Origin of the sequence: Bradyrhizobium sp. B124 (assembly GCF_038967635.1) — a bacterium.
GTDB lineage: Bacteria > Pseudomonadota > Alphaproteobacteria > Rhizobiales > Xanthobacteraceae > Bradyrhizobium.
The window spans coordinates 1,066,321-1,091,336 of record NZ_CP152413.1 but is presented as its reverse complement, the minus strand read 5'-3'; the positions used below and the strand labels follow the sequence as shown (position 1 = coordinate 1,091,336).

23 protein-coding genes are annotated in these 25,016 nt (G+C 64.2%); 15 read left to right on the top strand and 8 right to left on the bottom strand.

Annotated features, from left to right (window positions below; all coding sequences use genetic code 11):
• Positions 1–66 precede the first annotated feature (66 nt).
• The 7 genes from AAFG13_RS05000 to AAFG13_RS04970 all read left to right on the top strand — a co-directional run bounded on the left by AAFG13_RS05000 (position 67) and on the right by AAFG13_RS04970 (position 10,074).
• Positions 67–2,523 carry an ATP-binding protein gene (locus AAFG13_RS05000; protein WP_342711306.1) on the top strand — a complete coding sequence of 819 codons (2,457 nt, stop codon included), beginning with the start codon at positions 67–69 and terminating at the stop codon, positions 2,521–2,523.
• A gap of 17 nt (positions 2,524–2,540) precedes the next feature.
• Complete coding sequence (locus tag AAFG13_RS04995; protein WP_028331957.1) at positions 2,541–3,911, top strand: sigma-54 dependent transcriptional regulator; 1,371 nt, start codon at positions 2,541–2,543, stop codon at positions 3,909–3,911.
• Between the two features lie 387 nt (positions 3,912–4,298).
• Positions 4,299–4,547 carry an RNA chaperone Hfq gene (gene hfq, locus AAFG13_RS04990; protein ID WP_006020546.1) on the top strand — a complete coding sequence of 83 codons (249 nt, stop codon included), beginning with the start codon at positions 4,299–4,301 and terminating at the stop codon, positions 4,545–4,547.
• 119 nt (positions 4,548–4,666) lie between these two features.
• Positions 4,667–5,953, top strand: coding sequence for a GTPase HflX (gene hflX / locus AAFG13_RS04985; RefSeq protein WP_342713551.1), 1,287 nt, complete (start codon positions 4,667–4,669; stop codon positions 5,951–5,953).
• 44 nt (positions 5,954–5,997) lie between these two features.
• Positions 5,998–7,173 carry an FAD-dependent oxidoreductase gene (locus tag AAFG13_RS04980; RefSeq protein WP_342711305.1) on the top strand — a complete coding sequence of 392 codons (1,176 nt, stop codon included), beginning with the start codon at positions 5,998–6,000 and terminating at the stop codon, positions 7,171–7,173.
• A gap of 158 nt (positions 7,174–7,331) precedes the next feature.
• Positions 7,332–8,702: a magnesium transporter gene (gene mgtE, locus AAFG13_RS04975; RefSeq protein WP_212314494.1), complete on the top strand. Its 1,371-nt coding sequence runs from the start codon at positions 7,332–7,334 to the stop codon at positions 8,700–8,702.
• 334 nt (positions 8,703–9,036) lie between these two features.
• Entirely contained in the window at positions 9,037–10,074 is a 1,038-nt protein-coding gene (locus AAFG13_RS04970) for an MBL fold metallo-hydrolase (protein ID WP_342711304.1), read from the top strand.
• A gap of 32 nt (positions 10,075–10,106) precedes the next feature.
• On the opposite strand, the gene mazG is transcribed toward AAFG13_RS04970, so the two are convergent.
• Positions 10,107–10,922, bottom strand: a complete 816-nt coding sequence (gene mazG / locus AAFG13_RS04965) for a nucleoside triphosphate pyrophosphohydrolase (RefSeq protein ID WP_212314492.1) — start codon at positions 10,920–10,922, stop codon at positions 10,107–10,109.
• 186 nt (positions 10,923–11,108) lie between these two features.
• Between mazG and queC the strand changes: the two genes are divergently transcribed.
• Positions 11,109–11,828 carry a 7-cyano-7-deazaguanine synthase QueC gene (queC, locus tag AAFG13_RS04960; RefSeq protein WP_342711303.1) on the top strand — a complete coding sequence of 240 codons (720 nt, stop codon included), beginning with the start codon at positions 11,109–11,111 and terminating at the stop codon, positions 11,826–11,828.
• Positions 11,829–12,170: 342 nt separating this feature from the next.
• Here queC and AAFG13_RS04955 read toward each other — a convergent pair whose 3' ends face one another.
• Genes AAFG13_RS04955 through nthA form a run of 3 tightly spaced genes read right to left on the bottom strand, consistent with a single transcriptional unit; the run spans position 12,171 to position 13,833 of the window.
• Complete coding sequence (locus AAFG13_RS04955) at positions 12,171–12,548, bottom strand: nitrile hydratase accessory protein (RefSeq protein WP_212314486.1); 378 nt, start codon at positions 12,546–12,548, stop codon at positions 12,171–12,173.
• The gene (nthB, locus tag AAFG13_RS04950) at positions 12,548–13,207 is read right to left on the bottom strand and encodes a nitrile hydratase subunit beta (protein ID WP_212314484.1); all 660 of its coding nucleotides are present in this window, start codon (positions 13,205–13,207) and stop codon (positions 12,548–12,550) included. Before nthB ends, AAFG13_RS04955 begins: the two co-directional genes overlap by 1 nt.
• A complete protein-coding gene (gene nthA, locus AAFG13_RS04945) occupies positions 13,204–13,833 on the bottom strand; it encodes a nitrile hydratase subunit alpha (RefSeq protein ID WP_050626492.1) in 630 nt (209 codons plus the stop codon). Before nthA ends, nthB begins: the two co-directional genes overlap by 4 nt.
• Positions 13,834–13,907: 74 nt before the next feature.
• Between nthA and AAFG13_RS04940 the strand changes: the two genes are divergently transcribed.
• Entirely contained in the window at positions 13,908–14,714 is an 807-nt protein-coding gene (locus tag AAFG13_RS04940) for an enoyl-CoA hydratase/isomerase family protein (protein ID WP_342711302.1), read from the top strand.
• 14 nt (positions 14,715–14,728) lie between these two features.
• On the opposite strand, the gene AAFG13_RS04935 is transcribed toward AAFG13_RS04940, so the two are convergent.
• Complete coding sequence (locus tag AAFG13_RS04935; protein WP_212314480.1) at positions 14,729–15,976, bottom strand: DUF763 domain-containing protein; 1,248 nt, start codon at positions 15,974–15,976, stop codon at positions 14,729–14,731.
• 235 nt (positions 15,977–16,211) lie between these two features.
• Here AAFG13_RS04935 and AAFG13_RS04930 point away from each other — a divergent pair, with 235 nt between their 5' ends.
• On the top strand, positions 16,212–16,913 hold the full coding sequence (locus AAFG13_RS04930; protein WP_342713550.1) for a L,D-transpeptidase: 702 nt from the start codon (positions 16,212–16,214) through the stop codon (positions 16,911–16,913).
• 88 nt (positions 16,914–17,001) lie between these two features.
• On the opposite strand, the gene AAFG13_RS04925 is transcribed toward AAFG13_RS04930, so the two are convergent.
• Positions 17,002–17,490 carry a ferritin-like domain-containing protein gene (locus AAFG13_RS04925; RefSeq protein ID WP_050404515.1) on the bottom strand — a complete coding sequence of 163 codons (489 nt, stop codon included), beginning with the start codon at positions 17,488–17,490 and terminating at the stop codon, positions 17,002–17,004.
• Positions 17,491–17,664: 174 nt separating this feature from the next.
• On the opposite strand from AAFG13_RS04925, the gene AAFG13_RS04920 reads away from it, so the two are divergent.
• The 5 genes from AAFG13_RS04920 to AAFG13_RS04900 all read left to right on the top strand — a co-directional run bounded on the left by AAFG13_RS04920 (position 17,665) and on the right by AAFG13_RS04900 (position 23,547).
• Entirely contained in the window at positions 17,665–17,868 is a 204-nt protein-coding gene (locus AAFG13_RS04920) for a CsbD family protein (protein WP_212314479.1), read from the top strand.
• Between the two features lie 115 nt (positions 17,869–17,983).
• Positions 17,984–18,544 (top strand): phosphatase PAP2 family protein, encoded by a 561-nt coding sequence (locus tag AAFG13_RS04915; RefSeq protein ID WP_342711301.1) that lies wholly within the window; start codon positions 17,984–17,986, stop codon positions 18,542–18,544.
• 398 nt (positions 18,545–18,942) lie between these two features.
• Positions 18,943–19,962: a TRAP transporter substrate-binding protein gene (locus AAFG13_RS04910; protein WP_342711300.1), complete on the top strand. Its 1,020-nt coding sequence runs from the start codon at positions 18,943–18,945 to the stop codon at positions 19,960–19,962.
• A 22-nt stretch (positions 19,963–19,984) separates the two neighbouring features.
• A complete protein-coding gene (locus AAFG13_RS04905; RefSeq protein ID WP_342711299.1) occupies positions 19,985–21,871 on the top strand; it encodes a TRAP transporter large permease subunit in 1,887 nt (628 codons plus the stop codon).
• Positions 21,872–21,897: 26 nt separating this feature from the next.
• Entirely contained in the window at positions 21,898–23,547 is a 1,650-nt protein-coding gene (locus tag AAFG13_RS04900; RefSeq protein WP_342711298.1) for an acyl-CoA synthetase, read from the top strand.
• Between the two features lie 180 nt (positions 23,548–23,727).
• Here AAFG13_RS04900 and AAFG13_RS04895 read toward each other — a convergent pair whose 3' ends face one another.
• Positions 23,728–24,195 carry a MarR family transcriptional regulator gene (locus tag AAFG13_RS04895; RefSeq protein ID WP_342711297.1) on the bottom strand — a complete coding sequence of 156 codons (468 nt, stop codon included), beginning with the start codon at positions 24,193–24,195 and terminating at the stop codon, positions 23,728–23,730.
• Positions 24,176–24,934 carry a nitroreductase family protein gene (locus AAFG13_RS04890; protein WP_342711296.1) on the bottom strand — a complete coding sequence of 253 codons (759 nt, stop codon included), beginning with the start codon at positions 24,932–24,934 and terminating at the stop codon, positions 24,176–24,178. The genes AAFG13_RS04895 and AAFG13_RS04890 overlap by 20 nt, the downstream gene beginning before the upstream one ends.
• Positions 24,935–25,016 lie beyond the last annotated feature (82 nt).

The window sequence follows — 25,016 nt, the reverse complement described above, 5'->3', positions numbered from 1 at the left end:
ACATTGTGATATGATTGCATCAGTTCGCAATTCCCGCGGGCGATCGCTCTCAGCTCAATTGCCGGTATGACCAGCGCAGACACCACCGCTTCAACGTTACACGCGCCCCCGGCCGAGCCCACTGCAGAGGCGCGGGGCTTCCCGCTGCGGCGCTGGCTGGCGCCGTTTGCCGTGGCGATCGCGCTGCTGTCCGGCTTCCTCACCTTCGTGGTGCTGACCGGCCTGACCCCGATCGAGCCGACCTCAGACGTCGTCCGCTCCTTCCTGATGATCAACGCCGCCACGATCCTGCTGCTGGTCGGCATCATCGTCCGGGAAGTCTGGCAGATGGTGCAGGCGAGACGGCGGGGCCGGGCGGCGGCACGGCTGCATGTCCAGATCGTCGGCCTGTTCTCGGTGATCGCGGTGCTGCCCGCCGTGCTGGTGTCGATCGTCGCCAACGTCACCATCGAGCGCGGCCTCGACCGGCTGTTCTCGGGCCCCACCAAGCAGGTGATCCAGAACTCGCTGACGATCGCCAGCGCCTACATGCAGGAGCACGCACAACTCATCAACGGCGACACGCTGGCGATGGCCAACGACCTCGCCCATGCGCGGCCGCTCTACGATCAGGATCGCATGACGTTCCTGCAACTCCTGACCGCCGGCGCCGAGGCGCGCAACCTGCCGGTCGCGGTGCTGATGGACAAGGACGGCAAGATCGTCGCCAGCGCTGAAACCGGCGTTCGCTTCAACTATGAAGCACCGCCACCCGACATCCTGAAGGACATCAACGAGACCGAGCCGAAGATTTCGGTCTTCCCGGAGAACTACGTCGCCTCCGTGGTCCGGCTGCGGGCCTATGACGACATGTTCCTTTACGTGGCGCGTCTGCTCGATCCGGCCGTCGTCGCCCAGCTCAAGCAGACCCAGACCAGTGCCGCCGAGTATGCCCAGCTCGAGACCCGCCGGCTCGGCATCCAGGTCGCGTTCGCGCTGATGTTCGCGGTGATCGCGCTGACCATCCTGATGGCTTCGGTGCTGATCGGCCTGAATTTCGCCAACGGGCTGGTGTCGCCGATCCGCCAGCTGATGGGCGCCGCGAGCGAGGTCTCGACCGGCAACCTCAATGTCCAGGTGCCGGTCCACAAATCGGCAAGCGACCTCGCGATGCTCGGCGAAATCTTCAACAAGATGACCCAGGAGCTGCGCACCCAGCGCAACGAGCTGGTCGACGCCAGCGAGACCATCGACAGCCGCCGCCGCTTCATCGAGGCGGTGCTGTCGTCGGCCAGCGCCGGGATCATCGGGGTCGACGCGTCGGGCACCATCGGCGTCCTCAACCGGTCGGCGGAGAAGCTGATCGGGCATGCCGAGTCGGAGACGCTCGGCCATCCGCTCTCGGACGTGCTGCCCGAGCTCGACGAGATGATGAAGACCGCACGCGAGGGCACGCAGCGCCTGGTGCAGGGGCAGGTCACGATCCTGCGAGACGGCAATGAGCGCAATCTGTCGGTTCGCGTCTCGGCCGAGCAGACCAGCCAGTCGCGCGACAGCTACATCATCACGCTCGACGACATCACCGAACTGGTCTCCGCGCAGCGCACCTCGGCCTGGGGCGACGTCGCCCGCCGCATCGCCCACGAGATCAAGAACCCGCTGACCCCGATCCAGCTCTCCGCAGAGCGGATCCGCCGCAAGTTCGGCAAGACCATCACTGAGGAGAAGGACAAGTCGATCTTCGAGCAGTGCACCGACACCATCGTGCGCCAGGTCGACGACATCAGGCGCATGGTCGACGAGTTCTCGCGCTTCGCGCGGATGCCGAAGCCGGTGATGGAAGGCGAGGACGTCGCCGACGTGGTGCGTCAGGCCGTGTTCCTGATGAAGGTCGCGCATCCCGATCTCGACATCGAGGCCGACATCAAGCAGGCGCCGCTGCCGGCACAGTTCGACCGCAGGCTGATCTCGCAGGCGCTGACCAACATCATCAAGAACGCGACCGAGGCGATCGAGCAGGTCCCACGCGAGGAGCTCGGCAAGGGCCGCATCGACGTCGTGGCGCAGCGCGAGGGTGACGACATCCTGATCGACGTCGTCGACAACGGCATCGGCCTGCCCAAGGTTGCCCGTTCGCGGCTGCTCGAGCCCTATGTTACGACGCGGGCGAAGGGCACCGGTCTTGGACTCGCGATCGTCGGCCGTGTTCTCGAAGACCATGGCGGCCGCATCGAGCTCAAGGACGCGTCGGATTTTCGTGAGGGCCAGCGCGGGGCCTGGATGCGGCTGCGCTTTTCCGTCACGGGCCAGGCGGCCAAGCCGGAGAACAAGGAGCAAAAGCCGGACGCGAAATCATCCGACCCCGTCGGCGAAAAAAATCCGCCGCAAGAGCCGACCAACGGCCCGGCACAGGCGACCAACAATGAACCAAAAATCCAACAGCCAATCCAAGAACCCGACCAGCAAGAACCAAATAACCAAGAGCCAAATGCACAAGAGCCAAGAAGCCAACAGCCAAGAATCAAAGCCGCGACGGGCGACTGACAACGCAGGTGTAACCCATGGCAAGTGACATTCTGATTGTCGACGACGAAGCTGACATTCGTGACCTCGTTGCGGGTATCCTGGACGATGAGGGGTTTTCCACGCGCACCGCGCGCGACAGCGATTCGGCGCTTGCCGAGATCGCCAACCGCCGCCCGAACCTGGTCTTCCTCGACATCTGGCTGCAGGGCTCCAAGCTCGACGGCCTGCAACTGCTCGAGCAGATCAAGAAGGACAATGCCGATCTGCCGGTCGTGATGATCTCCGGCCACGGCAACATCGAAACCGCCGTCGCGGCGATCAAGCGCGGCGCCTATGACTTCATCGAGAAGCCGTTCAAGTCGGACCGGCTGATCCTGGTGGCGACGCGGGCGCTGGAGACATCGCGGCTCAAGCGCGAGGTGAAGGAGCTCAAGCAACTGGCGCCGGCAGCGAGCGTCCTGACCGGCCGCTCGGCCTGCATGAACCAGCTGCGCCAGACCATCGACCGCGCCGCCAAGGCCAACAGCCGCATCCTGATCGTCGGTCCCTCCGGCGCCGGCAAGGAACTCGCCGCGCGCACGCTGCATCATGCCTCCGGGCGCGCCGAGGGGCCGTTCGTGGTGATCAATGCGGCCGCGATCACGCCCGAGCGCATGGAGATCGAGCTGTTCGGCATCGAGGGATCGAACGGCGAGCAGCAGCGCAAGGCCGGCGCGCTCGAGGAGGCGCATGGCGGCACGCTGTTCATCGACGAGATCGCGGACATGCCGCGCGAGACGCAGAACAAGATCCTGCGCGTGCTGGTCGATCAGACCTTCCAGCGCCAGGGCGGCACCGGCAAGGTCCATGTCGACGTCCGCATCATCTCCTCGACCGCGCGCAACCTCGAGGAGGAGATCGCGGCGGGCCGTTTCCGCGAGGATCTCTATCATCGCCTCTCGGTGGTGCCGATCCGGGTGCCGCCGCTGTCGGAGCGCCGCGAGGACATCCCCGAGCTGATCGACTATTTCATGGATCAGATCTCGGCGGCCACCGGCCTGCCGAAGCGGCAGATCGGGCAAGACGCGATGGCCGTGCTGCAGTCGCATGTCTGGCCGGGCAACGTCCGCCAGCTCCGCAACAACGTCGAGCGCGTGATGATCCTGGCCGGCGGCGGGCCGGAGGCGATCATCACCGCCGACATGCTGCCGCAGGACGTCGGCTCCATGGTGCCGGCGATGCCGACCTCCAACAATGGCGAGCACATCATGGGCTTGCCGCTGCGCGAGGCGCGCGAGGTGTTCGAGCGCGATTATCTGATCGCCCAGATCAGCCGCTTCTCCGGCAACATCTCGCGCACCGCGGAGTTCGTCGGCATGGAACGCTCGGCGCTGCATCGCAAGCTGAAGGCGCTCGGGGTCGGCTGACCCCGAAATGCCTGACCCAATACGCCAGGGCCGGCACTCGCCGGTAGACTGGCGCGAAGTCTCGGCGGTCACCCGCCGGGGGAAGCAGGCCAGGCTCGGGTCCGGGCGGGCCGCTGAGCGAGGCGAGGGCCGGGTCGGTACAACCGGGGGATTTATCCACTCCCTGCGAGAATATTCGTCTCTTTCCCTGCGCTTTCTTAGAATTGCCACCGTGTTCCTACCGACTGCTGCGCGAACCGGCTTGCCTAAAAACCGCGCGTGGCCTCTAATCCTACCGCTACGCCTGCCAGAGGGGGATCTCAGGGCAGGCGGGCAGCCGGAGGAGGCTCCGTCAGAGAGCCGCAACCGGTTCAAGAAAAAGAAGCACAAGCTTGCGGGACAAAAACAATGGCGGCAGACCGCGCACAAAATCTACAAGACACCTTCCTTAATCACGTTCGTAAAACAAAAACGCCACTGACGATATTTCTGGTCAACGGGGTAAAGCTGCAGGGCATTGTCACATGGTTCGACAATTTCTGCTTGCTGCTGCGGCGCGACGGTCACTCGCAGCTTGTCTACAAGCACGCGATCTCGACCATCATGCCCGGCGCTCCGATTCAACTGTTCGAAGGTGGTGAGGACGCACCGGCTTGAGAGTGAACTGATTGGAACCCTTCAATCCTGAAGGGGGCGTCGACCGGACCAAGTCTAGGCCCGGGTCGGCGGGGGACTTGAGCACCGGGCGGGTGATCGTCATCGGCCCGTACCTGCGCATGCGCCGTGGCGACGGCGATGCGCAAACGGATTCGTCTGTCCGCGACTACGAAGCGCGGATCGAGGAAGCCGCTGGCCTCGCCGGTGCGATCGACCTCACCGTGGTGGAATCCGTCGTCGCGCCGATCAGCCAGATCCGGCCCGCGACCTATCTGGGCAAGGGCAAGGTCGAGGAGATCAACGGCCTCGTCGCTGGCGACAAGGTCGAGCTCGTGGTGATGGATTGCGCGTTGTCGCCGATCCAGCAGCGCAACCTCGAGAAGGCCTGGAGCACCAAGGTGCTCGACCGCACCGGCCTGATCCTGGAAATCTTCGGCCGCCGCGCCAAGACCAAGGAAGGCGCGTTGCAGGTCGAGCTTGCCCATCTCAATTACCAGCGCAGCCGCCTGGTGCGGTCGTGGACCCATCTCGAGCGCCAGCGCGGCGGCTTCGGCTTCATGGGCGGCCCGGGCGAGACCCAGATCGAGGCCGACCGCCGCCTGATTGGCGACCGCATCACGCGGCTCGAGAACGAGCTCAAGAAGGTGCAGGCGACGCGGCGGTTGCATCGCGCCGGACGCCAGCGCGTGCCGTACCGCGTCGTCGCGCTGGTCGGCTACACCAATGCCGGCAAATCGACCCTGTTCAATCGGCTGACGCGCGCCGACGTGCAAGCCGCCGACATGCTGTTTGCGACGCTCGACCCGACCCTGCGTGCGCTCAACCTGCCGCATGGCGGCAAGGCGATGCTGTCGGACACGGTCGGCTTCATCTCCAATCTGCCGACCCAGCTCGTGGCCGCGTTCCGCGCCACGCTGGAGGAGGTGCTGGAAGCCGACATCATCCTGCACGTCCGCGACATCTCCCACGAGGATGCCGAGGCGCAGGAGCGCGACGTCGAGGCGGTGCTGCACCAGCTCGGCATCGATCCCGACGCCGACGGCGGCCAGCGCATCATCGAGGTCTGGAACAAGATCGATCGCTTCGATCCGGAGGAGCGGGACAATCTGCGCAACATCGCCGCGCGCCGGCCGCCGGAGCGCCCGTGCTTCCTGGTCTCGGCCGTGACCGGCGAGGGGATCGAGGAGCTCCTGACCGCGATCGAGGATCGCCTCGCGGCCAAGCGCATCACGCTCAATCTTTCGATCGATGCCTCCGACGGCGCCGGCATCAGCTGGCTGCATCGCAATGCCGAGGTCCTGAACAAGGAGCTCAATGGCGAGCGCTTCGACATGACGGTGCGGGTCGACGAGACCAAGCGCGACATCGTCATGTCACGATTCGATGCTCTGCCGCACGGGACGTGACGTCCCGGAAGTCCGTGGCGGCAAGGGGGATCGAAGTGGGATCGATGTTCAATCGTCGAGCATTTCTCGGCGGCGGCCTGGCGAGCGCTGCGGTCGCAGGGATATCAACGCGTGGCGTTGCCGACAACGCTGCGTTCGTCGACGCGCCTGCGCTCCGGCCGGTTCTCGCGCGTCCGGACCGCATGTTTCGTGTCACGGTATGTCTGCGTCCGTTCCGCGCTGCCGGTCCGCGCATTGAAGCGGAATGGATCGACAGCAAATATGTCGTCCACAATTACGGACACGGCGGTAGCGGCTGGTCGCTGTCCTGGGGCGCCGCGCAGGAGGCCGTGCCGCTCGCCCTGCAATTGAGCGCGCGCAACATTGCCGTCCTTGGCGCCGGCGCGATCGGTCTGACGACGGCGATCACCGCCCAGAGGATGGGCGCGACCGTCACGATCTACGCCAAGGAGCGATTTCCGCAGGTGCGCTCGGCGCGTGCGACCGGGGACTGGTCGCCGGACTCGCGTATCGCGATGGAAGCAGACGTCGCACCGGACTTTGCCGACCGCTGGGAGCGGATGGCGCGCACGACCTTTGCGACCCATCAAAGCTATCTCGGCCTTGCCGGCAATCCGATCGAATGGACCGATCGCTATTTGCTGTCCGACGATGCACCCGACGCCGACGGCCGTCCGCACAGGCGCCAGCATGCCTCGGGCGACGGCTCGAAGAAATTCCTCGAATTGCGCGGCCGGATCAGGTCGCTCACGCCGCGATGGGATTTGCTGGCCGCCGGATCGAATCCGTTTCCCGCGCCGTACGTGTGGAAAAGCGCTTCGCTCACCTACAACGTCACGGATCTCTACCGTCAGCTCGAAGCGGAGTTTCAGCGCGCCGGCGGGCTGTTCGTGCCGATCGAATTGCAGGCGCCGTCCGATCTTTCGAAGATCGGCGAAACCGTCATTGTCAACTGCACCGGCTACGGCGCTCGTGCGCTGTTTCGTGACGAGAGCATCGTTCCGGTGCGCGGCCAGATCGCCTGGCTCATTCCCCAGCCGGATGTGAATTACGGCGTCTTCTACCGCAACCTCAGCGTCCTCGGCCGGCGCGATGGCATCGTCGTCCAGCCGGTCGGTGAAAACGACTATTTCGGCTTCAACGACGACAACGAAACGCCGGATCTCGCCGCCGCGCGCCAGGCGGTGGACGACGCCGCGAAACTGTTCAGCCGGGCCTGATCGGCCCTCCGGCACGGCACCGCGCAATCTCCCGAAATGTGACGGCGCCGTGACGCGGGCTCAGTCGACCGCGCCTGCGACGTGCCGCCGCACTTTCTGTTTGAATTCTGCGCCGCCTTGGTTCATTGCGCTGCTGGACGCAAAGCCGAGGCCGATCGATGCAGGACACCAGCGAAACCATCACCCACGACACGCTCGCCGGCCAGAACGGGGACCTTGCCCATGTGCGGGCGCCCGAGATCGTCGATGCCCTCAATGCCCGGGAGCCGGCGGATGCGGCGAAGCTGCTGCAATCGCTGCCGGCCGAGAAAGCGATCGAGGTGCTCGACCTGCCCGGGCTCGACAATACCTGCGAGATCCTGGCCGAGCTGCCGAAGGACGCGGCAGTGTCGCTGCTGTCGGGCGTCTCCGACGACCGCGCCGCCGACATCTTCAAGGAACTGGTCGAGCCGCTGCGCACCACGCTGCTGAACGGCCTCAATCCGGATACCCGTAACGTCATCTCGGGGCTGCTGGCCTATCCCGAGCGCAGCGCCGGCAGCATCATGACGACCGAATTCGTCAGCGTGCCCTCGAACTGGACCATCGCCGAGGTCCTGCATCACATCCGGATGGTCGAGCGCACCCGCGAGACCGTCTATTCGATCTTCGTGATCGACCCGGTCAAGAAGACCCTGATCCAGGCGGTGCCGCTGCGCCGCCTGATCTCGGCCGATCCGCATGCCAATGTGCTCACCGCAGCACCGGCGCGGAAGCCGCTGATGATTTCGCCGGAGGCCGACCGCATGGAGGCGGCGCGGCTGATCTCGCGCTACGATCTGCTCGCGGTCGCCGTCGTCGACGGTCCCGGCCATATCCTCGGCATCGTCACGGTCGACGACGTCATCGACGCCATCGTCGAGGAATCGACCGAGGACGCCCAGAAGTTCGGCGGCATGGAAGCGATCGACGAGCCGTATCTGCGGATCGGCTTCCTCGAAATGATCAAGAAGCGCGGCGGCTGGCTGTGCGCGCTGTTCCTCTCGGAAATGCTGACCGCAACCGCGATGCAGTCGTACCAGAGCGAACTCGAGAAGGCGATCGTCCTGACGCTGTTCATCCCGCTGATCATGAGCTCCGGCGGCAATTCCGGCTCCCAGGCCACCTCGCTCCTGATCCGCTCGCTGGCGTTGCACGAGGTTCGGCTGCGCGACTGGTGGCGTGTCGCCATGCGCGAACTGCCGACCGGCATCGTGCTCGGCGCCATCCTGGGCTTGATCGGCATCGTCAGGATCACGCTCTGGCAGACGCTTGGCCTGTTCGACTACGGCCCGCATTGGATGCTGGTGGCCATCACCGTCGGCGCCGCGCTGGTCGGCATCGTCACCTTCGGCTCGCTGTCCGGATCGATGCTGCCGTTCATCCTCAAGCGCATCGGCTTCGATCCGGCCAGCGCGTCCGCGCCGTTCGTCGCGACGCTGGTCGATGTCACCGGCCTCGTGATCTATTTCGGCGTTGCTGCCGTGATCCTGCACGGGACGCTGTTATAGGGCGTGTCCACCGCCACGAGTCGCCGCCGCGAAACGGCAGCGATGGAGCCGAAACGTCTCCAAAACCTGACGACGTCCGAATTGTTTGTGGAAGGCGGTAGTCTCGTGAACCAAGGAAAAGGTTCACGGCCCATGACGAAAATAATTGCCTTGCAGCTTGCGGCGCGCAGCGGGAGGATTTGCATGACCGCGCCGTCCACGAGATCGCGCAAAGTCGAGAGCATGGATCGTTGGAAGGCTGGTCTCTGAACTAGGCAGGTCCGGTCCGGCCCTATAGCGACTGGTCGCCTGTCAGGAATTCCTCAATCGTTGCGTTTGAACAGGAGGAACTTCCATGTATCTCAAATCAAATTTTCTTTTCGCGGTCGTTCTCGCTGCGCTAGTTGCCGCAATAGGCACTGCAACACGTGCGGCCGAGCCGGCGGCCCGGATCACGATCCTGTACGATGCGTTCGGTACTGATACCGCGATGACAAAGGATTGGGGCTTCTCCGCCCTCGTTGAAGTCGGAGGAAAGCGCATCCTGTTCGATACCGGGGACAACGCGAAGATCTTCGCTGCCAATGTCAAGGCGAAGGATGTGGACCTTAGTAACCTCGATTTCGTCGTATTGTCTCACCGGCACTCCGATCACATGGCGGGCCTGAGCTATGTCTTAAGCGTCAATCCGAAGATCAAGATTTATGCTCCCAAGGAGGGATTTGGCATCTACGGCTCGTCGCTGCCGTCGAGCTTCTACCGCAAGGACGAGTCGCTGCCGCCGGAGATGCGGTACTATGACGGCAAGCCGCCCGAGATCATGAAATTCGGTGCTGCCTGGGCGGATGCCAACTTCGAGTTGATCGACCAAACGACCGAAATCGCACCTGGCATTACACTCATAGCTCTGATTTCTGATCTGCCGGGAACGAAGGAGCTCAAGGAACTGTCCCTGGCGGTGAATACTGCAGATGGAATCGTGCTCGTTGTTGGCTGCTCGCATCCTGGAATCGAGCGTATCGTCGAGGCTGCGGCAGCAATCAACCCGAGGATTCGGCTGATCGCTGGAGGCTTCCACCTGGTCGCTGCCCCTGACGAGGTGATCACCAAAGTGACGGCCGCGCTGCAAGACCGTTTCAAGGTCGAAAGCATCGCCCCCGGGCATTGCACCGGCGAGCCAACATTTGCCGCCCTGAAGAAGGCGTTTGGCGACAAGTACATTTACGCCGGCGCCGGCACTTCGATTGCCATCGGGGCCGAGGCAGGTTCGAGCAAGAAGCGCGGTGAGGGAATGACCCCCGACGACCTCAGGGTCTATCGCAAGCTGGCGGTCCGGAATGATCCGTTCGGTGTCATGCGCGCGCAAGCCCGACGAGCTGGAGCAGATCTCTAGGCGGAGTTTCGAGGCGCGCGAGGAGAGAAAATCTACGTCGCGCGCTTCGCCTCATTCCACAACGCATCCATCTCCTCCAGCGTCGCGCCGTCGAGCGAGCGGCCCTTCGCGGCCAGCGCCTTCTCGATATAGGCAAACCGCCGCTCGAACTTTGCGTTGGTCGCGCGCAGTGCGGTTTCCGGATCGGCGTCGACGTGGCGGGCGAGGTTGACCAGTGCGAACATCAGGTCGCCGGTTTCTTCCGCAATTTCCTGCTTGTCGTTGCGGTCGAGCGCGGCCTCGATCTCGTCGGCCTCCTCGCGGATCTTGGCGAGCACGGCGCGCGGGTCGTTCCAGTCGAAGCCGACGGTGGATGCCTTGCGCTGCAACTCCATCGCCCGCGTCAGGGCAGGGAGGCCGGCCTTCACGCTTGAGAGCAAGGATTTGTGCGCGGTCTCTTCCGGGGGCCGCCGAGCGGCGCGCTCGGCCTTCTCCTCGGCCTTGATGCGCTCCCAGGCACTCTTGACGCCGGCGGGCTGGATGTTGCCGTCCTTGTCGGCAAAGACGTGCGGATGACGGCGGATCATCTTCTTCGTGATCGCCTCGACCACGTCGCCGAACGCAAACGCGTTCTGCTCCTCGGCCATCCTTGCGTGATAGACCACCTGCAGCAGGAGGTCGCCGAGCTCCTCGCGCAAATCCTCGAAATCGCCGCGTGCGATCGCATCCGCGACCTCATAGGCCTCTTCGATCGTGTAGGGCGCGATGGTCTCGAAATTCTGCACGAGGTCCCATGGGCAGCCGGTCACCGGCGTGCGCAGCGCGGCCATGATCTCGATCAGGCGGGAAATGTCGCGGGAGGGGGTCATGGGACACCGGCTTCAGAGGGGTATTGGCTTTATGCCAAAACACCCCTCCCGATCCCAGCAAAACACGCCGGAAACACGGCACTGTCCACGGATTGGCCGCGGCGCCGTCAGGTGCTTTCTTGTTTGACGCGTTTTCTTGACGCGAACCGGTGTCCACTTCGCTCGAAAACGCTATAAGCGCGTCTCATGACCGATCAGAACAATTCCGACACCGCGCTGGTGCTGTTTTCCGGCGGCCAGGATTCCACCACCTGTCTGGCCTGGGCGTTGGACCGCTTCGCGCGCGTCGAGATGCTCGGCTTCACCTACGGCCAGCGTCACGCGATCGAGCTCGATTGCCGCGACCGCCTGCTGGACGGCATCAGGGCTCTGCGGCCGGATTGGGCAGCAAAGCTCGGCGACAACCACACACTCGCAATCCCGACGCTGTCGGAGATTTCCGATACCGCGCTGACCCGCGACGTCGCCATCGAAATGGGCGCGGACGGGTTGCCGAACACCTTCGTGCCCGGCCGCAACCTGGTGTTCCTCACCTTCGCGGGCGCACTGGCCTATCGGCGCGGCATCCGCCACATCATCGGCGGCATGTGCGAGACCGACTATTCCGGCTATCCGGATTGCCGCGACGAGACCATCAAGGCGCTGCAGTCCGCGCTCAGCCTCGGCATGGCCAGGGACTTCGAGCTGCACACGCCGCTGATGTGGCTCGACAAGGCGGCGACCTGGCGGCTTGCTCACGCACTCGGCGGGGCAGGGCTGGTCGACCTGATCCGCGAGCACTCGCACACCTGCTATCTCGGCGAACGCGGCGCGCAGCACGAATGGGGTTACGGCTGCGGCGAATGCCCGGCTTGCAGCCTGCGGGCCAAGGGCTGGCGGGAATATGTCGCGCAGGATGGCCCGTAACCGTGGGCGGATAGCCGTCCGCAGGGGCGCACTGCCAAAATTTCGAAAACAACCCCATGCAAAGGAGTCGGCGGCTGCCGGCGTTCGACACGGCAGCTTGACACGTCGGGCAACTCAGCGGTATTTTTCCATTATTCAGAAATCGTGCAGGCTGGCCTTCGCCAGGACGACGATGGTGTGCAAGGCACCCGCACCGTCATCGCCCGGCTCGACCGGGCGATCCAGTACGCCGCGGCTTCTCAGTTCAAACACTGACGTCTCTGGAATACTGGATCGCCCGGTCGAGCCGTGCGACGACACCGAACAAGCTGCTGAGCGAGCGTCGATGCGAGGAGCGTGTCGCTACTCGAAATCCTTAGCCGTCAGCACGATCGGCTGGCCGTGCGGGGTGCGGTCGGCGGCGTGGTCCCAGGCGTCGCGGTAGCGGTGCAGCGTCTCGGGCGTCGTGACGCCTTTGGCGGCCACGAGGTGTTCGAGCGTTGCGAGCCAATGCTGGTAATAGGTCTCGCCGGTGTCGGGATCGCCGGCCGCCTGCGCGCGCTTGATCTGATCGGCAAGCGCCGCGGCCCATTCGGGCCAGGTGAACACGCCACGATCATGCAGCGTCAACGCCATGGCGAACGCCTGCGCCTCCCATGGCGCGCGGAACACCGGACCGTCCTGATCGCGGGGAATGCTGGACACGGCGCTGGTCGCGCGCGCGGCGGCGCCGGCATCCATCAGACCGCCTCCAGATACGGCTCGAACGCGTCGATCGAGACCTTGATGGTCGGATCGGAGTCCGGTCCCCACAATTCGTGTCCATCGAACACGACGGTGTACAGCCATTGCGGATGCTCGCCGGCGTCGTTGGCCGCCGTATCGGGAAACACGTGACAGCCGTGATCGCGCTCGATCACCCCGACATGACCGCGCACGTAGCGCGGCAGCCGCGTGTGCGTGGCGGGATGGATGTTCTTTGCCCGTACCCGATCGCCGGCCTTGAATTTCGCGGCTGCCGGTGCGGCGCGGCCGAACTTGCCGCGCACCATGATGCGCTCGACATCGGGGATCGAGAATTTGCCGTGCTTGAGCGATTTTGCCGGCGCGACGGCATGTCCGGCCGCGACGTCGTCCTTGGAGATATAGCCCTTGTCGAGCAGCAGGGCCTCCAGCCCAAGCAGCCATTTCCTGTAGTAGGAACTCGACAGATAGACCTGCGGGGGCAGGGTCTCGCGATAGAAGCGCGATGCATCGATGTTGAAGGCGCCGGCCGCCCCCATCGCACGGACCATGGCGAGCACCCGCGACTCCCATTCCTGATGGAACATCGGCTCGTTCGGCTCGGGCTCGACCTTGCCGAACCCGTCCATGCCGCCCATGTCGTGGACGCCGTTCACGACGGCGCTCCCGGTGTTTTCGGGAAGCCGGTGCCGATCATGGAATCGCGCGTCACGAGCTCGGCGAGCTGTTCTTCGCTCCATCCCTCGGTGCCTGCGGGCCGCATCGGCAGCACCAGGAAGCGTGTTTCGGCCGTAGAGTCCCAGACCCGGATTTCGGTCTCCTTCGGCAGGCTGACGCCGAAATCGGCGAGCACGCCGCGCGGATCCTTGACCGCGCGCGACCGGTACGGCGAGGCCTTGTACCAGACCGGCGGCAGGCCGAGCATTTCCCAGGGGTAACAAGAGCACAATGTGCAGACGACCATGTTGTGACGGCCGGGCGTGTTCTCGATCGCGACCAGATGGTCGCCGACCCGGCTGACATGGCCGAGGGTGCCGACCGCCTTGCTGGCGTCCTCGAGCAGCGCCTTCTTGAAGGCGGGATCGGTCCAGGCCTTGGCGACGACCCGGGCGCCGTTATGCGGGCCGATCTTCGTCTCATAGGCCTGCACGATGGCGTCGAGCGCGGCAGCCTCGACATAGCCCTTTTCGGTCAGGATCGATTCCAGCGCGCGGACGCGCAGTTCGGTCTCCGACAGTTCGGAATGGTCGTGATCGTGGTGGTGATGATCATGTTCGCTCATGCCTACAGAATAGGCGAAATCGTCGTGCTATGTCGAGGCAAGCAGTACACAACAATGCGAGCTGGGAGGTATGCGTGGTTGACGATGTGACGATCGAAAAGGGCCTCGGACCGGAGGGCCGCATCGCGGTGGTGCGGTTCGACCGCGGCGATGGTATCAACGCGCTGTCGCCGGAGGCGCTGCGGCAATTGACCGATGCGGCGCGCAGTTTCGAGGACGATGGCGAAACCTCGGTGGTGGTGCTGACCGGCAGCGCCAAATCGTTCAGCGCCGGCTTCGACCTCAAGGATGCCGAGGGCCGTTCGCGGCAGACCATGGATATGGGCACGCTGCGCCGTCACCTGAAGCTCGGGCCGCGGCTGACACGCGCCTGGCAGGAGATGGAGCAGGTCACGATCGGCGCGATCGAGGGGTTCTGCGTCGGCGGTGGCGTGGCGCTCGCGGTCGCGTTGGATTTCCGGGTGATGGCGCGCGATGCGCATCTGCGCGTGCCGGAGATCGCGCTCGGCATGAACATGAGCTGGCAGAGCGTGCCACGCATGTTGCATTTGATGGGACCGGCGCGCACCAAGCAGGCGGTGATCCTGGCCGACGACCGGATCTCGGCCGACGAGGCTTACGAATGGGGCCTGGTGGAGCAGGTGACTGATCCGGGCAAATCGTATGACGCTGCGATGGCGCTCGCGGCCAAGGTCGCCGCCCAGCCGCCGATTTCGGTGGCGATGACCAAGCTGACGGTCAACCGGCTGGCGCATGCGCTCGACGACCTCGCCAGCCACATGGATCTCGACCAGTTCGCGCTGGCGAGCCTGACCGACGATCACAAGGAAGGCGTCGCGGCCTTCCTCGGACGGCGCAAGCCGCGCTTCAGGGGACGCTGACGGGCGTGCCTAGCCTAGCGTTTGGTGATGCGGTCGCGGGCGGCGAGGTCGGCCTCCCAACCGAACACCGAGCGGCCGTCAAGCGCCGGCGAACGCGCGCGCTCGTTGGCGACGTAAGCATCGAAGGACGGGCCGGTTGCGGTCAGCTCCAGCCTGCGGGCCTGGTCGTCCAGCCGCTTCAGCGCCTGCAACTCCTCGTCGCGGCCGAGCTTCGCCTGCTGTACCGCCGATTTCAGCACGCCGATCGTCTCATCGTAGACCTTGATCGGCACCGGAAACGGATGACGGTCCTTGCCGCCATGCGCGAGCGAGAAGCGCGCCGGATCGCGGAAACGATACGGCGTCCCGTGAACGACCTCGGCGACCATGGCAAGCGACTCCACGGTGCGGGCGCCGACGCCGGGCGTGAGCAGCAGGTCGGGGAAATCCAGCGGCCCGCGTTCCGCGGCGGCGGCGAGGGTGCCGTGCAGGCGGCGGATGAAGACATCGCTCGAGCGTACATCATGATGTGCGGGCATGATCAGGTGCAGGAGATCGCCCTGCGCCGCCACCTTCTCGGTCAGCTCGGCATATTCATGCGCGATGCCATCGGGACCAAGCGCGGCGAGCAGATCGAGCTGTGCCTGGCGCGAGGCGTCGGCACGGTGATCGGTGAGATTGACGATCTCGCCCTGCGACGGACCGTCGATCGCGCTGTGCGGCTCGTCGACGAAGCTACGCAGCCCCTCGGAATGCCAATGGTAGCGTCGCGCCTGACGCTTGTGGTCGTTCATGCCTTGCTGGACCACGGTCCATTTGCCGTCCGTGGTGACGAAGAAGCCGTGCAGATAGAGCTCGAAACCGTCCTGGACCGCGGCGCTGTCGACCTTGGCGACCAGACGGCTGGCGCGGGTGAGGGCGACGCCGTCGAAGCCGGTCCGCTCACCCAGCGCCGACAATTCGTCCGGCGTGCGCCGCGAATGCCTGCCGCGACCACCGCAGACGTAGATGCCGAGCTCGTCCTGCAGCGGCGCGAGCCCGCGCTTGAGTGCGCCGATGACGCTCGTGGTGATACCAGACGAGTGCCAGTCCATGCCCATCACGGCGCCGAACGACTGGAACCAGAACGGATGCGAGAGCCGCTGCAGAAACGCATCGCGGCCGTAATGATGGACCACCGCCTGCGTGATGACCGCGCCCAGCGTCGCCATGCGCTCCGCCAGCCACGGCGGCACGCGTCCACCATGCAGGGGAAGATCAGCGCTGCCGGTACGTCGGGCCATTGGTCTCCAGGTCTCGAACTGGTGTCGTTGAGTCGGGGGCAGACTATCAGGCAAAGCCTTCGGGGGGTGTTGAATCCCCGCATAAGACCGACCTACAGAACGGAATTCCTTAGCTTTTTCTTGAAAGTTTCCCTCCATAAAAAAGCGCGAAATCCTCCATAAGAGTGTCGTAACGGGGTGGTTCCCCGACATAGGATTGTCGCGCCTTCTGGAAAAGCTCGGAAAACCCGAAATCATGATCATGGACCGTGGAATTGCCGGCGCAATGGGCAAGGGCGATCTGTCTGGGCCTTGTTCGCCGCGTCTCAACCGCCGGGCGTTTCTATTCGGCTCCGCTGCCGGTCTTGCCGCACTGGGCCTGACCGGTTGTGCATCCGACTACATGAGCCTGGCCGAGGCTGAGAAAGTCTACGGGCCCGTGCCTGACGAGAAATTCCCGATCCCTGGGGTCGACGTCAGCAAGGTCAAACCGCAATATTTTCGCAAGACAGTACGCTACGACAGCGACGAGGCGCCCGGTACGATCATCATCGATCCCGGGAAGTACTATGTTTACCGCATCGAAGGCGAGGGCAACGCGACCCGCTATGGCGCCAATGTCGGCCGCGATGGCTTCCGGTGGAGCGGCGAGGCCTATGTCGGGCGCAAAGCCGAATGGCCTACCTGGACGCCCCCCAAGGAGATGATCGCGCGCCAGCCGGAGGCAGGCAAATATGCTCGCGGCATGCCGGGAGGTCTCGACAATCCACTCGGTGCCCGCGTGCTCTACCTCTATCAGAACGGGGCCTACACGCTTTACACGATCTATAGCACCAGCGACCCCGAAACCATCGGGAACGGCATTACGAGTGGCTGCACCGGCCTCCTCAGTCAGGACATGATCGACCTCTATTCGCGAACGCCGCTCAAAACGAAGGTGATCGTGCTCCCGGCCTAGGCCAACGCCGTCGGCGGCCCCAGCGCTGGCTTGGCCAGCGCACAGTCGGGGCCAGCTGCCAGAATGGTTCGCTTCATTGCGAATCTCCTCAGGCCGCTTCGGCGTTGATGGCGCTGACGGCGAGCTTGGTGAGCGCTTCATCCGTCTTCTTTTCTTCGGCCAACGTCTGGTCGATGAGCTTGACGGCATCCTTCATGCTGAGTTTGGTGGCCCATGCCTTCAGTGTGCCGTAGCGTGCGATCTCGTAATGCTCGACCGCCTGCGCCGCGGAGACCAGGCCCGGATCGAGCGCCGGAGTGTCGGCGTACTCCTCCATGATCTCCTTGCCTTCGTCGAGGATACCCTCGATGGCGTCGCACTTCTTGCCACGCGCCGGCTTGCCCATCAGATCGAAGATCTGCTCCAGCCGATCGATCTGTCCTTCGGTCTCGTCATGATGCTTCTCGAAGGCGGCACGCAGCTGGTCCGACCCGGCGGCTTTGGCCATGCGTGGCAGCGCCTTGAGGATCTGCTTTTCGGCGTAGTAGATGTCCTTGAGGGTATCGAGGAAGAGGGCGCTGAGGTCTTTCTCCGACATTGGCAGCTCCGTGAGTTTGGGTGATCCGTACCCACAACAGGCACTCTGCAATCTCGTTCCTATCTGCGACGGTTCACCCGCGGATCGCGATTGCGTAGCTTTGCCGCAAGCCTTTCGAGGAACGAAGCGTCGGCGCGTCTGTTGGACGGTCTCATCTTTCAACGGAGAACCGCGATGGATTGGAATCGTGTCGAAGGCAACTGGAAGCAGGTCAAGGGCAAGATCAAGGAGCAGTGGGGCAAGCTGACCGATGACGACCTCGATGTCATTGCCGGCAAGCAGGATCAACTCGAAGGCCGTCTGCAGCAGCGCTACGGCTATGCCAAGGATCAAGCCACGAAGGAAGTGAATGACTGGTACGGCCGCCAGAAATGGTGAGCGCTACGGCATTCGGGGCCCCACTTGAGCGGGGCCCTTTGCTTTGCGCCGTTTGGAACAGGTGCGAATGCGAAACGTTTGAAAGATGCCGTCGTCGCCTTAAGCAAGGGTATCCATGCCGATCACGGTCCGACCGACCCAGCCGGATATTGCCATTGCGCGCGTTATCTCGCGCAACACAACCCCGCCAACAGAACGCGCCGCCTCAATCCTGACATGGGCGGCGGACGAGCATGTCGTCTGCGCCCTAGCACTTGGATGGTGGTTACGGTGTCGAAGCAAGCCAGAGCCGCGACGCCTGGCGAGTGACCATCTTCTGGTCACGGCGTTGACCGCATCCCTAGTTCCGCACCTGCTCAAATTGGTCTTCAACCAGAAGCGGCCGGACCGGCTCACCGTCGTTGGTCATCTGCACGGCATTCCAATCTCCGGCAGGGCCGAGGACTCGTTTCCGTCAGGACATGCAATTCAGGTCGGCGCCATCAGTTCGGCGGCGAGCCAGCTTCCCGAGGGCGAGCGTGGGATCGTCCGGGCGCTCGGCGCTTGTCTGATTTCGACGCGCGTGCTGTTGCTGGCGCATTGGGCCAGTGACGTCGTCGTGGGATCGACGATCGGGGTTCTGCTCGAGCGGTTGATCCGATGCGTCACGGGGTACGGGCGGCGGGAGCAGGTCTGAGACGATCGATTAGCTCAGGTCCGAGTCACAAAATCCATCAGTCCGAGCCAGAGCGAAGCAATGGGACCGGGCGATCGTGGCCATTCCCATATACATAATTCGCATAAGGTATATTATGGAATATTTATATCTACAATTAGATCAGATATTTAGTGGGAAATCTTCGCACCGGACCGCAGCTTGGCGCCTGTCCGGGCTTGTCCCGGTCATTGTTTCTGCTGGTCCAGGCAGCACAGCGATCCACGCGCACGCGTCTCGTCAGAAAGCCGATATTGCCGCGGCGTACGGACGCTGCAATAAGCGCCAGCTGTGCAGAGATCGCTGGTGACCCCGCGGCATCAGGTCCGTATAGGATGGCATCTCAGAACAACAACAAGCCTCTCGAGGGAGCAACACCAATGAGCTTTTCACGACGCACGCTGCTGAAGGTTTCCGCCGCTTCCGCCGTCCTGGGCGGAATTGGCGCACCGTATGTCGCGCGCGCCCAGTCGGCCGAGTTCTCTTACAAGTTCGCCAACAACCTGCCGGAGTCGCATCCGTTCGTGGCGCGCGCCCGGGAGATGGCTGCGGCGATCAAGACCGAGACCAACGGCCGGTTTGACCTGCAGGTGTTCCCGAACAGCCAGCTCGGCTCCGATACCGACATGCTGAGCCAGGTGCGCTCCGGCGGCGTCGAGTTCTTCACGCTGTCCGGCCTGATCCTGGCGACCCTGGTGCCGGCCGCCTCGATCAACGGCATCGGTTTCGCATTCCCGGATTATCCCGCGGTCTGGAAGGCCATGGATGGCGAGCTCGGCGCCTATGTGCGCGGCGAGATCAACAAGGCCGGCCTCGAGGTCATGGACAAGATCTGGGACAACGGCTTCCGCCAGACCACGTCGTCGACCAAGCCGATCACCGGTCCGGACGATCTCAAGGGCTTCAAGATCCGCGTGCCGGTGTCGCCGCTGTGGACCTCGATGTTCAAGGCGTTCGATGCATCGCCCGCCTCGATCAATTTCAGCGAGGTCTATTCGGCGCTGCAGACCAAGATCGTCGAAGGCCAGGAAAATCCGCTGGCGCTGATCTCGGCGGCGAAGCTGTACGAGGTGCAGAAGTATTGCTCGATGACCAACCACATGTGGGACGGCTTCTGGTTCCTGATGAACCGCCGGGCCTGGGCGGCGCTGCCGGACGATATCAAGACCATCGTTGCCAAGAACGTCAACGCGGCCGCCGTCAAGGAGCGCGAGGACACCGAGAAGCTCAACGCCACCGTGAAGCAGGAGCTCACGGGCAAAGGCCTCGTCTTCAACCAGCCCGAGGTCGGGCCGTTCCGCGACAAGCTGCGCGCCGCCGGCTTCTACGCCGAGTGGAAGGGCAAGTACGGCGAGAAGGCCTGGGATCTGCTCGAGAAGTCCGTCGGCAAACTGTCCTGATCGATCAAGCGGGAGGCTTGCCATGGCTCATGTCGAGATGACGCCGGCCGTGGCCGGCGAGGCGGCGTCACAGCCCCCTCGCCGCCGCTCCGGTCTCGGTTCCATCGAGGCTGCGCTCGGATGGCTGGTCGAAATTCCGGCGGCAATCCTTGTCGTCGCCGAGGTCGTGATCCTGTTCGCCGGCGTGGTGTCGCGCTACGTGCTGCATGCGCCGCTGATCTGGTCCGACGAGCTGGCGTCGATCCTGTTCCTGTGGCTTGCGATGCTCGGGTCGGCGGTGGCGTTCCGCCGCGGCGAGCACATGCGGATGACGGCGCTCGTCGCGAGCGCCGGGCCGAGGCTGTGGGGCTATCTGGACGTGGTCGCGACCTGCGCCGCGCTGGCGTTCCTGATCCTGATCGTGCGGCCGGCCTATGAATACGCCTACGAGGAAAGCTTCATCACGACGCCGGCGCTGCAGATTTCCAACACCTGGCGCGCGGCGGCGCTGCCGGTCGGTATCTGCCTGATGGGGCTGTTTGCGCTGCTGCGGCTGGCGCGGGTCGGCGATTTCAAGACCTTCCTGCTGGCGGCGCTGACGGTGGTCGCGCTGATCGGCGTGTTCTGGCTGGCGCAGCCGATGCTGCGGCCGCTCGGCAACCTCAATCTGATCATCTTCTTCGTCGGCGTGGTCGGCTTCTGCGTGTTCGCCGGCGTGCCGATCGGCTTTGCCTTCGGCATGGCGATCTTCGGCTATCTGGCGCTGACCACGCGGACGCCGCTGATGGTGCTGGTCGGCCGGATGGACGAGGGCATGAGCCACCTCATCCTGCTGTCGGTGCCGCTGTTCGTCTTTCTCGGCCTGCTGATCGAGATGACCGGCATGGCGCGTGCGATGGTCGCGTTCCTGGCGAGCCTGCTCGGGCATGTCCGCGGCGGCCTGCATTATGTGCTGGTCGGCGCCATGTACCTGGTCTCCGGTATCTCCGGATCCAAGGCCGCCGACATGGCCGCCGTCGCGCCCGTGCTGTTCCCGGAAATGAAGGAGCGCGGCGCCAAGCCGGGCGATCTGGTCGCGCTGCTCGCCGCCACCGGCGCGCAGACCGAAACGATTCCGCCGAGCCTCGTGCTGATCACGATCGGCTCGGTCACCGGCGTGTCGATCTCGGCGCTGTTCACCGGCGGATTGCTGCCGGGTGTCGTGCTGGCAATCACGCTGTCGGGGCTGGTGTGGTGGCGCTACCGCGGCGAGAACTTGAGCCACGTGCAGCGCGCCACCGGCAGCGAGATCGGCAAGGCGCTGGTGTTCGCCCTGCCCGCATTGGCCCTGCCCTTCGTGATCCGCTACGCCGTGGTCGAGGGTATCGCGACTGCGACCGAAGTCTCAACCATCGGCATCGTCTACGCCTTCGTCATCGGCCTGTTGATCTACCGCAAGTTCAACTGGCGGCGGCTGGTGCCGATGCTGATCGACACGGCGTGCCTGTCGGGCGCGATCCTCTTCATCATCGGCACCGCGACCGGCATGGCCTGGGGGCTGACCCAGTCCGGCTTCTCGCGGGCGCTGGCAGCGTCGATGACCGGGCTGCCCGGCGGTTCGGCGACCTTCATCGCGGTCTCGATCCTGGCCTTCGTGATCCTGGGCAGCGTGCTGGAAGGCATTCCGGCCATTGTGCTGTTCGGGCCGCTGCTGTTTCCGATCGCGCGCCAGGTCGGCGTCCACGAGGTGCACTACGCCATGATCATCATCCTGGCGATGGGCATCGGATTGTTCGCGCCGCCGTTCGGCGTCGGCTATTATGCCGCCTGCGCCATCGGGCGCGTCGATCCGGCCGAGGGTATCCGGCCGATCTGGGGTTACATGCTGGCGCTGTTGATCGGCCTGATCATCGTCGCCATCTTCCCCTGGATATCGATCGGTTTCCTTTAAAAGCACCTTGCGGATGGGATAGAGCCATGAGTGCAGCTCAGAACCAGTACACGATGGGGTTGGACAAGACGCCCGCCAACTACGTGCCGCTGACGCCGCTGAGCTTCCTGGCACGCTCGGCCGCGGTCTATCCCGACCATGTCAGCACGGTCTATGAGGGCCGCAGCTTCACCTGGAAAGAGACCTACGAACGTTGCAAGCGCTTCGCATCCTATCTCGCAGGCCGCGGCATCGGCCATGGCGACACGGTGGCCGCGATGCTGCCGAACATCCCGGCGATGAACGAATTGCACTTCGCGGTGCCGATGACCGGCGCGGTGCTGAACGCGCTCAACATCCGTCTCGATGCGGAATCGATCGCGTTCCAGCTCGATCACGGCGGCGCGAAGATTATTCTCGTCGATCCCGAATTCTCCGGCGTGATCGCGGAATCCCTGACCCTGATGAAGGGCGCAAAGCCGTTCGTGATCGACGTCGATGATGCGGCCTTCGCCGCCGGCAAGCGGATCGGCGAGATCGAATATGAGGCGGCGGTCGCCTCAGGCGATCCCGCATTCGCCGAGCGGCCGCCGGCCGACGAATGGGATGCAATCGCGCTGAGCTATACGTCGGGCACGACGGGCAATCCGAAGGGCGTGGTGACCCATCACCGCGGCGCCTATCTCAACGCCGTCAGCAACATCCTCGCAGGCAATCTCGGCCAGCACCCGGTCTATCTCTGGACGCTGCCGATGTTTCACTGCAACGGCTGGTGCTTTCCCTGGACGATCGCGGCGACCGCCGGCGTCAATGTCTGCCTGCGCAAGGTCGATCCCGCCAAGATCTTCGAGCTGATCCCGAAGCACGGCGTCACCCACATGTGCGGCGCGCCGATCGTCTACAACACGCTGATCAACGCGCCCGATGCGCCGAAGGGCGGCAAGGCGAAGCCCGTCGTCGGCCTGATCGCCGGCGCGGCGCCGCCGGTCGCAGTCCTCGAGGGCGCCGAGCGCATCGGCATCAAGCTGACCCATGTCTACGGGCTGACCGAAGTCTACGGCCCCGCCTCCGTCTGCGCCGAGCAGCCGGGCTGGGACGAGCTGTCGGCCGATGCGCGCGCGCAGCTGAAGCGGCGTCAGGGCGTGGCCTATCCGCTGCAGGAAGACGTCACCGTGCTCGATCCCGAGACCATGCGCGAGGTGCCGCACGACGGCGAGACCATCGGCGAGGTCATGTTCCGCGGCAACATCGTGATGAAGGGCTATCTGAAGAACGAGAAGGCGACGCAGGAAGCCTTCGCCGGCGGCTGGTTTCACACCGGCGATCTCGGCGTGCTCGACGAGCACGGCTACGTCATCATCAAGGACCGCTCGAAGGACATCATCATCTCCGGCGGCGAGAACGTCTCCTCGGTCGAGGTCGAGGATATCCTCTACAAGCACCCGGCCGTGCTGTTTGCCGCTGTTGTCGCCAAGCCCGATCCGAAATGGGGCGAAGTGCCCTGTGCTTTCCTCGAACTGAAGGACGGTGCCAAGACGACCGAGGCCGAGATCATCGCCTATTGCCGCGAGCACATGCCGGGCTTCAAGACGCCGAAGTCAGTGGTGTTCGGGGTGATCCCGAAGACGTCCACGGGCAAGATCCAGAAATTCCTGCTGCGCAACCAGGTCGGATCGGCCAAGGCGATCTCGGCCTGAGCGCGCCACATACCCGCTGTCGTCCCGGGCTTGACCCGGGACCCATAACGACGAATGCCGATTGTGTTGCAAAGCTGGAGCGACAGCTTACTTCAACCACGATGCCCTGTGGTTATGGGTCCCTGCTCCCGTGCGCAAATGCGCACTAGGCAGGGACGACGGCGAGTATGTGGCGCTGGCTCAGCCATCGGCCAGACGGCCGAGCAGATCATAGAGCTGCTTCCTCTCGGCGACATCGAGCGGTGCCAGCGTCGTCGCGGTGCATTCGATCTCGATCGGGATCAACTGCTCGACCAGCGCCACGCCGGCTGTGGTCAGATCAATCAGGATCAGCCGTTTGTCGGTCGCATCGCGCCGGGTCGCGACCAGGCGGCGCTTCTTCAGCCGCAGCACGACGTCGCGGATATTGGCCGGCTCCATTGCGACCAGCCGCCCGAGCAGGTTCTGCGACAGCGCCCCGCGCTCGTAGAGCCGGGCCAAGGTCGCATATTGCGGGGCCGTCAGGTCGTAGAATCCGATCCGGTCTACCAGGTTCGACGAGGCGCGTTGATAGGCCCGGCGCAGCAGGAAGCCGACCTGGTCCTCCAGCCTGTAGTCCGACGCAACGCGCCTGACCGGCGCCGCTGCCTTAGTCGACGTTCTCGGCATCGCGGTACATCACCTTGTGGCGCGTGGTCGAAACCCATTCGTCGATCTGGGCTTCGGTCATGAAGTGCTGATCATCGAACCTGTTCCAGTTGCTGATATCGGCCAGGCTCTTCTTCCAGCGCTTGTACGGCGGCTTGGCCGGCGGGCCGAAGCACATGATGTCGAGCACGGATAATTCCTCGGGGATGCCGAGCAGCGGCTTCATCGCCTGCTGGGCCTTCTCCTGCCCGATCGCGGTCACCCACCAGACATTATAGCCGAGCGCGGTCGCCGCGAGATGGGCGGACATCGTCGCCGCCGCCACGCTCTGCAGCAGGATGCGCTCGGCATTCTCCTTGTACATCTTGTCGAGCTCGGAGCCGTCGTTGAGCACAGGAAACGCCTTGACCCAGCGAAAGTCGCTTGCGACGACGATGAAGCCGGGGGCCGACGCGAGGCCGCGATAGTCGGGCGTCGGAAACTTCATCTTGAGCCGCGCGCGTGCGACCTGCTCCTCGCGGAAATACTCCGTGATCCTGTTCTTGAGGTCCTGATCGGTGACCGCAATGAAGTGCCAGGGCTGGGCATTGGCGCCCGACGGCGCGTGCCGCGCGGCCTCCAGGATCATGTCGTAATGCTCCGGCGGCATCACGTAGCTGGAATCGAACGCCCGGGTCGTCAGGCGGTTCTTCACGACATCCATCAGCGCGTCATATCGCGTGCGATCAGTGTAATCGCGCGCCGCCACAGCTTCCGTCATCTGATCCTCCCGAATATATCGTTATGATCATAACGATATGCCCCTTGCGTGAAAGGTCAAGACAGGACCGTTGGCGATCTTG